General features: G+C 41.3%; 8 protein-coding genes. 6 read left to right on the plus strand and 2 right to left on the minus strand.

The features are described from left to right. Nucleotides 1-2,343: excinuclease ABC subunit UvrA (uvrA, locus tag KKA81_05165; GenBank protein ID MBU2650303.1), on the minus strand; the 2,343-nt coding region annotated here is incomplete at its 3' end. A gap of 203 nt (nt 2,344-2,546) precedes the next feature. Between uvrA and KKA81_05170 the strand changes: the two genes are divergently transcribed. The 6 genes from KKA81_05170 to KKA81_05195 all read left to right on the plus strand — a co-directional run bounded on the left by KKA81_05170 (nt 2,547) and on the right by KKA81_05195 (nt 6,743). Continuing rightward, nucleotides 2,547-3,134: a sigma-70 family RNA polymerase sigma factor gene (locus tag KKA81_05170; GenBank protein MBU2650304.1), complete on the plus strand. Its 588-nt coding sequence runs from the start codon at nt 2,547-2,549 to the stop codon at nt 3,132-3,134. A gap of 80 nt (nt 3,135-3,214) precedes the next feature. Further along, nucleotides 3,215-3,397: a hypothetical protein gene (locus KKA81_05175; protein ID MBU2650305.1), complete on the plus strand. Its 183-nt coding sequence runs from the start codon at nt 3,215-3,217 to the stop codon at nt 3,395-3,397. Between the two features lie 59 nt (nt 3,398-3,456). Then, nucleotides 3,457-4,098, plus strand: a complete 642-nt coding sequence (gene nth / locus KKA81_05180; GenBank protein MBU2650306.1) for an endonuclease III — start codon at nt 3,457-3,459, stop codon at nt 4,096-4,098. Between the two features lie 93 nt (nt 4,099-4,191). Then, a complete protein-coding gene (gene bcp, locus KKA81_05185) occupies nt 4,192-4,653 on the plus strand; it encodes a thioredoxin-dependent thiol peroxidase (protein ID MBU2650307.1) in 462 nt (153 codons plus the stop codon). A gap of 31 nt (nt 4,654-4,684) precedes the next feature. Further along, nucleotides 4,685-5,707, plus strand: coding sequence for a recombinase RecA (gene recA, locus KKA81_05190; GenBank protein ID MBU2650308.1), 1,023 nt, complete (start codon nt 4,685-4,687; stop codon nt 5,705-5,707). Further along, nucleotides 5,682-6,743 (plus strand): tetratricopeptide repeat protein, encoded by a 1,062-nt coding sequence (locus KKA81_05195; GenBank protein ID MBU2650309.1) that lies wholly within the window; start codon nt 5,682-5,684, stop codon nt 6,741-6,743. Before recA ends, KKA81_05195 begins: the two co-directional genes overlap by 26 nt. An 11-nt stretch (nt 6,744-6,754) precedes the next feature. Here the strand turns inward: KKA81_05195 and KKA81_05200 are convergent. Then, nucleotides 6,755-6,965 (minus strand): hypothetical protein (locus KKA81_05200; protein MBU2650310.1); only part of this gene is annotated, 211 nt, incomplete at its 5' end.

The following is a 6,965-nucleotide window of genomic DNA, read 5'->3' on the forward strand; positions in this document are numbered from 1 at the left end:
CAGGATGTCGCTGATGTTCTTTTCCTGATATTTTATATCCAGTACTTCCGGCTTGTATCTGGTTCCACTGCATGATTCACAGGTCAGGTAGATGTCGGCCATGAACTGCATCTCAATTTTTACCACCCCTTCTCCTTCACATTCTTCGCATCTCCCTCCGGGTACATTAAATGAGAAATATCCGGGTTTATAACCTCTGATCCTTGAGAGAGCCTGCTGGGAAAACAATGTTCTTATTTCATCAAATGCTTTAAGATAAGTCGCCGGATTACTGCGTGATGATCTTCCTATGGGATTCTGGTCAACCATTTCCACATTGCCGATAAGTCCTGTATCTCCGGAAAGATTTGAAAGCTTGCCGGCTTTGCCACTATATCCTCCATGTATGCGCTTGATGGTTGGGTACAATACTTCCCTGACCAGTGACGACTTTCCTGAACCACTTACACCGGTAACCACCGTAAGTATTTCTAAAGGAAAGGACGTGCTAATATATTTCAGGTTGTTTTCATGGGCCCCATTAACCTTAAGGTAATGCTTCCATTTTCTTCTTTGAGCAGGAAGGGTTATGGAACGTTTACCAGTGAGATAATCAGCCGTAAGACTGTCAACGGCTTTTACAAGGCCGGAGGCATCTCCCTGATATATTACATTTCCGCCAAGGCTTCCTGCCAGAGGACCCATATCAATAATATAATCCGCCGCCTGAATAATGTCCCTGTCATGTTCTACAACTATCACCGTATTACCGAGATCCCTAAGTTGTTTTAGCACTTGAATCAGATTTTGTGTATCCCGGGGATGCAATCCTATGCTCGGTTCGTCAAGAATATACATGGATCCTACAAGGCTGCTTCCAAGCGAGTTGGCAAGGTTGATCCTCTGAGATTCTCCTCCTGAAAGCGTGTTGGACAAACGGTTCAGGGTAAGGTACCCTAATCCGACCTCTTCCAGGAATTTTAAACGGTTGCGGATTTCGATCAATAACCTGCGGGCAATTTGCTCATCGTTTTCACTGAGCTCCAATTCTTCCATGAATGGTCTTAGCTCTGAAACCGGCATAAGTACCATTTCACTTATGCTCTTGCCTGCCACTCTTACATAATTGGCATCCTTTCGCAAACGTGTACCTTTGCACTCAGGGCAAACCGTTTTTCCACGGTAACGGGAGAGCATCACCCGGTATTGAATTTTATATGCCTGCTCTTCAACAAATTGAAAAAATCTGTCTATCCCTTCAAAATATTCATTGCCTGTCCAAAGAAGTTCTTTCTGTTCTTCCGTTAACTCATGAAAAGGTTTATGAACCGGAAACCCGAATTTGTATGCGTTCATGACAAGCACATCTTTCCATTCACTCATTTTTTCACCCCTCCAGCATGCAATGGCGTCTTCATAGATTGACAGGCTTTTATCAGGGATTACCAGGTCTTCATCTATTCCAATAATGCTTCCAAAACCTTCGCATTTTTTACAGGCACCATATGGATTATTGAATGCGAAAAGATTAACCGTAGGCTCTTCAAATGTGATATCGTCCAGTTCAAATTTATTTGAGAAAACTTTCTTAACCTGATCTCCATCTTTACCATATATAAGGATACATTCACCATTTCCTTCAAAGAAAGCAGTTTGAACTGAATCCGCTATTCTGGACTGTGATTCACCGTTTTTTTCTACGATTATCCGGTCTATTACAACCCACAGAGCACTTTCATTTTTAAGTCCGGATAAGTAATCATTATTAATATCTTTGATCCTTATGATTTCACTGTTATGAAAAATTCTTGTGAAGCCTTGTTGCGACAATGTTTGTAGAAATACTTCCATGTTGTTTTTCCTCCGGATTTTAACCGGGGCAAGAATTAGAACATTGTCTGATTCAGGAAGACCAAGGATAAAGTTGGTAACATCACTAACGGAATGTCTTTTCACAAGGTTGCCCGATACCGGTGAATAGGTTTTTCCTATCCTGGAAAAAAGAAGTTTAAGATATTCGTAGATCTCTGTACTTGTACCAACGGTTGAACGCGGGTTTCTGATATTAACCTTTTGCTCTATAGCTATCGCAGGGGAAACTCCTTTGATAAAGTCCACCTCAGGTTTGCTCATCCTTCCTAAAAATTGCCTGGCATAAGCACTCAGGCTTTCCACATATCTTCTCTGACCGTCGGCATACAAGGTGTCAAAAGCCAGGGAAGATTTGCCTGAACCGGATAATCCTGTTATAACGGTAAGGGAGTTTCGGGGTATTTTTGTGTCAATATTTTTCAGATTATGTACCCTGGCTCCCTGTATTTGAATGAATTCTCCCGGAGAATTCTTCTGTTCATTACCTGTCATGGAAAATTTTTTCGCTGAAAAGTCACAAAATTATCTAAAAATTTTGCAAATCATCATTATTTGGTTATCTTTGCATACATAACGCATGCAATGATTAACATAATTACCATTTCATGCGGAATTACCAACCTTAAATTATAGGAGGAAGATTATCGAATAAATATTTACCCTTTTTAAACAATACTGACTAAAAAGGGAGGCATATGAAAGCCACGAACATTAGCGATAAAGAGCTAATTATTAAGTATTTAGAAGGTAATCAAGCCAGTCTCGAACAGCTCATCCATCGTCACAAAAACAGGGTTTATGCTTATATCCTTATGGTTGTTAAGGATAAGCAACTGGCTGATGACATTTTCCAGGATACCTTTATTAAGGTTATCAACACCATTCGCTCAGGATCCTATAAGGAAGAGGGCAAATTTATCCAATGGGTTATGCGGATAGCCCATAACCTTATCATAGATCATTTCAGAAAATCCAAACGTATTCCTGTGGTTGACAACGATGTGGATGGGTTCGATATTTTCGACCTTTTACCGTTGCTGGACGACTCGATTGAAGACAGCCTTGTTACGGAACAAATACATCGTGACGTACGGAAATTGATCGAATATCTTCCTCCTGAGCAGAAGGAGGTACTCTATATGCGTCATTATTCCGACATGAGTTTCAAGGATATTGCAGAGGTCACAAACGTTAGTATAAACACAGCGTTGGGAAGAATGAGGTATGCTTTGATCAATCTTAGAAAGCTGGTTAAAGAGAAAAATGTGATTTTATCGGTATAAAATTTTAAGGGCAAGGGAAATATTCGTGTTGGTATTGCGTTATGAATGCGAAAACTTACGTCAAACCAACCCGGAATTTTATGAAAAAAACCTTTACCCTTAAAAATCATCATTATTTGTTGCAGTATGATCAGGAAGAGGAAGTGGAGCAATCTCATTCCGGTCCTGACGATTTCCTGATCCGCAACATAATGAACTACTCAAAGGCTTTATTGATCCTGCAATCTAGAAATTCAGGAATAATGAGGATCATTCTCAATTAGGTTAATAGTTATTGGTTGGCCCCGCCTTATGGCGGGGTTTTTTTAGTTTGATTAATTCCTTGACAAAGCAAGAGCGCTACGAATTTATTCTCGATTATTTCAGGAAACATAATCCTGATGCCGGGACGGAACTGTCTTATTCCAGTCCTTATGAACTTTTAGTGGCAGTGATCTTATCTGCACAATGTACAGACAAGAGAGTGAATATTATTACCCCATTGTTTTTCGAAACTTTCCCGGATCCTGTTTCTCTTGCAGCTGCTGAAGATCAGGAAGTTTACGAATTGATAAAAAGCTGTTCATATCCCAATAATAAAACCCGAAACCTGATCGGGATGGCAAAGACCCTTGTCAATGAATTTCAAGGTATAGTACCATCCGGAATTGAGGAATTGCAAAAGTTACCCGGTGTCGGCCGTAAGACTGCCAATGTCATTGCTTCTGTTGTATTCAATGAACCTGCAATGGCTGTTGATACACATGTATTCAGGGTAGCTGCGCGAACGGGACTTACTACGAACGCGAAAAATCCCCTTGATGCGGAAAAGCAGCTTGTCAGACATATACCCCGGGAAATGATTCCCCTGGCTCATCACTGGCTGATCCTCCATGGCCGGTATGTTTGTAAAGCCCGCAGACCGGCTTGCGATGAATGCGGGTTGAAGAGCCATTGCCGCTTCTATGAAAAAAAAAGAACCTAAAGGGGGGGACATTTGTTAATAATTCGTACTAATTAATAAAAATCAACAACATCTAAAATGGCTATCTTTGCGTTAGCCGGAAAGGAGATATTTATGGCAAGTTTAAAAATAGGGGATATTGCCCCAGATTTCAAAGGAATCGATCAAAATGGTGATGAAGTTTCCTTGCAGCAATTCCGGGGAAAAAAGGTCATCCTGTATTTCTATCCAAAAGACGATACACCCGGGTGCACCGCGGAAGCCTGTAACCTCAGGGATAATTATCAGGCTCTGCTCAATAAGGGTTTCGCGGTTATCGGAGTGAGTGCAGACTCGGAACAATCACATAAAAAATTCGCAGAGAAATTTACCCTGCCTTTCTCATTAATAGCTGATACCGCTAAGGATATAATCAATGAGTATGGGGTATGGGGACCAAAGAAATTCATGGGAAAATCTTATGAAGGTATTAATCGCGTCACTTTTGTTATCTCTGAGAACGGAACCATTGAAAAGGTTTTCGATAAAGTGAAAACCAAGGAACATACAGAGCAGATCCTGAGTGAATACGAATAAGAATAAAAACATTATTAATCCAAACATATATATGGCAAAAACTGGTTCAGACGATAAGTCAAAGCAAGACAAGCTGAAAGCCCTGGAATTGGCAATCGGTAATATTGAGAAGAATCATGGCAAAGGGGCAATCATGAAATTGGGTGATCAGGTAGTGGAAAATATACCTTTTATTCCATCCGGGTCTATAGGGCTTGATTTTGCTATGGGTATAGGTGGGTATCCCCGTGGTAGAATTATTGAAATATACGGTCCTGAGTCTTCCGGTAAAACAACATTGGCTCTTCATGCTATCGCCGAAGCTCAAAAAAGCGGTGGTATCGCCGCATTTATAGATGCAGAACATGCTTTCGACCGCTTCTATGCAAAAAAGCTGGGGATTGACATTGATAATCTGTTGGTCTCCCAACCCGATAATGGCGAACAAGCCCTCGAAATCGTTGATAACCTGATCCGCTCAGGTGCCATTGATATAATTGTCATCGACTCAGTGGCAGCATTGACACCCAAAAGTGAAATTGAAGGCGAGATGGGCGATTCCAAGATGGGTTTGCAGGCCAGGCTGATGTCTCAGGCTCTGAGAAAACTTACCGCCAATATTAGTAGAACAGGAACAGTTTGTGTTTTTATTAATCAGCTTCGGGAGAAGATCGGGGTGATGTTTGGAAACCCTGAAACCACAACCGGTGGAAATGCCCTGAAGTTTTATACATCCTTGCGACTGGACATCCGCAGAACCAACCAGATCAAGGAAGGTGAGGATATTACCGGAAACCGAGTCAGGGTTAAAGTGGTTAAAAACAAAGTCGCTCCTCCATTCCGTAAAGCCGAGTTTGATATTGTTTATGGGGAGGGAATCTCCCGTATCGGAGAAATCATCGACATGGGCGTTGATTATAATATCATCAAGAAAAGCGGTTCCTGGTTCAGTTATGGGGAAACAAAACTGGGGCAGGGGAGAGATGCGGTTAAAAAACTACTTTTAGATAACCCAGAACTATCCGAAGAAGTCGAAAATAAAATCAAAGATGTTTTGGCTGGATCTATTGCTTGAAATCATCATCATGGAATATAGAAAGTTTTTTCTTGCTGTCATTCTGATAATCCTTGCCGGCTGGCTTTCCGTGTCCTGTAGCGGGGATAAAATGAAATCCGCTTCAAATGAAACCGCTGCAGTGGATTCTCTGTCAGTCCTGAACGAAAGTATTAAGTCAGACTCTCTGGATGTATCTTTGTATAATCAAAGAGCCAGGTATTTCCTGAAAAGGAACCAGCTTAACTCCGCTCTGCAGGATATTCGCAAAGCTATTGAGATTTCACCTTCCAATCCCGGTCTGTTCCTTACATTATCGGATATTTACCTTGGACAGGGTAAGATCAGGCAATCTGCCGAATCGCTTGAAAGAGTGATTGAACTGGATCCTGTTAACAATGATGCATATTTGAAACTGGCGGAACTTGGACTGATAGTAAGAAGTTACGACAAAGCATTTCAATTTACGGCAAAGGCACTGGAATTAAAGCCACATAACCCCGTAGCATATTTTATCAGGGGGTATGCAAGCCTGGAAACCGGAGATACACTTTCAGCAGTCGACTATTTTGTTAAGGCTGTGAATCAGGATCAGGACTACTTTGAAGCACTTTTGCAATTGGGCGTATTATTTTCGGAAAAAAAGGACAGGAGGGCTTTTGATTATCTGAATTCAGCGGTCAGATTGAGGCCTTCTTCTACGGATGCATTATATGCATTAGCCATGTACCATCAGGGTAGCAACGAACTGGAACCCGCCAAAGACTTATATGCCAAAATTCTTAGTATAAACGCTCAGGATGAATATGCCCTTTTTAACCTTGGTTATATTGCTCTGGTTTTTGAAGAGGAGTATGTGAAAGCGGAGGAATACTTCAGCAGAGCGATCTCCGCTGATCCTTCTTATGCTGATGCCTATTATAACCGTGGTTTTACAAGGGAATTACTCAGGGAATACACCAATGCGCGGCTTGACTACAAACAGGTCCTGGTAATCAATCCTGATTATTCACTTGCTATAGATGCTTTGAACCGGCTTGACAGCCAAGGTCTATAGAATGTTAATATTTATACTAGTAACATTCCAATTCTGTATACTGCAAAAGCCAGGATCCATGCCAGTACAGTTGTATAAAACGCCAGGAAAACCGGCCATTTCCATGTTCCGGTCTCTTTTTTAACCACTGCCAGAACTGCAACACAAGGAACATACAATAAAATGAACATCATAAAGCTCAATGCTGTTACCGGGGTCATTGGTAGCTGATTATGCCCTTCC

It is taken from the genome of Bacteroidota bacterium, from assembly GCA_018831055.1.
Taxonomy (GTDB): domain Bacteria; phylum Bacteroidota; class Bacteroidia; order Bacteroidales; family B18-G4; genus M55B132.

Coding starts and splice junctions, on each gene's coding strand:
- KKA81_05170 (MBU2650304.1), top strand. CDS start 2,547: ATGAAAGCCACGAACATTAGCGATAAAGAGCTAATTATTAAGTATTTA.
- KKA81_05175 (MBU2650305.1), top strand. CDS start 3,215: ATGAAAAAAACCTTTACCCTTAAAAATCATCATTATTTGTTGCAGTAT.
- bcp (MBU2650307.1), top strand. CDS start 4,192: ATGGCAAGTTTAAAAATAGGGGATATTGCCCCAGATTTCAAAGGAATC.
- recA (MBU2650308.1), top strand. CDS start 4,685: ATGGCAAAAACTGGTTCAGACGATAAGTCAAAGCAAGACAAGCTGAAA.
- KKA81_05195 (MBU2650309.1), top strand. CDS start 5,682: ATGTTTTGGCTGGATCTATTGCTTGAAATCATCATCATGGAATATAGA.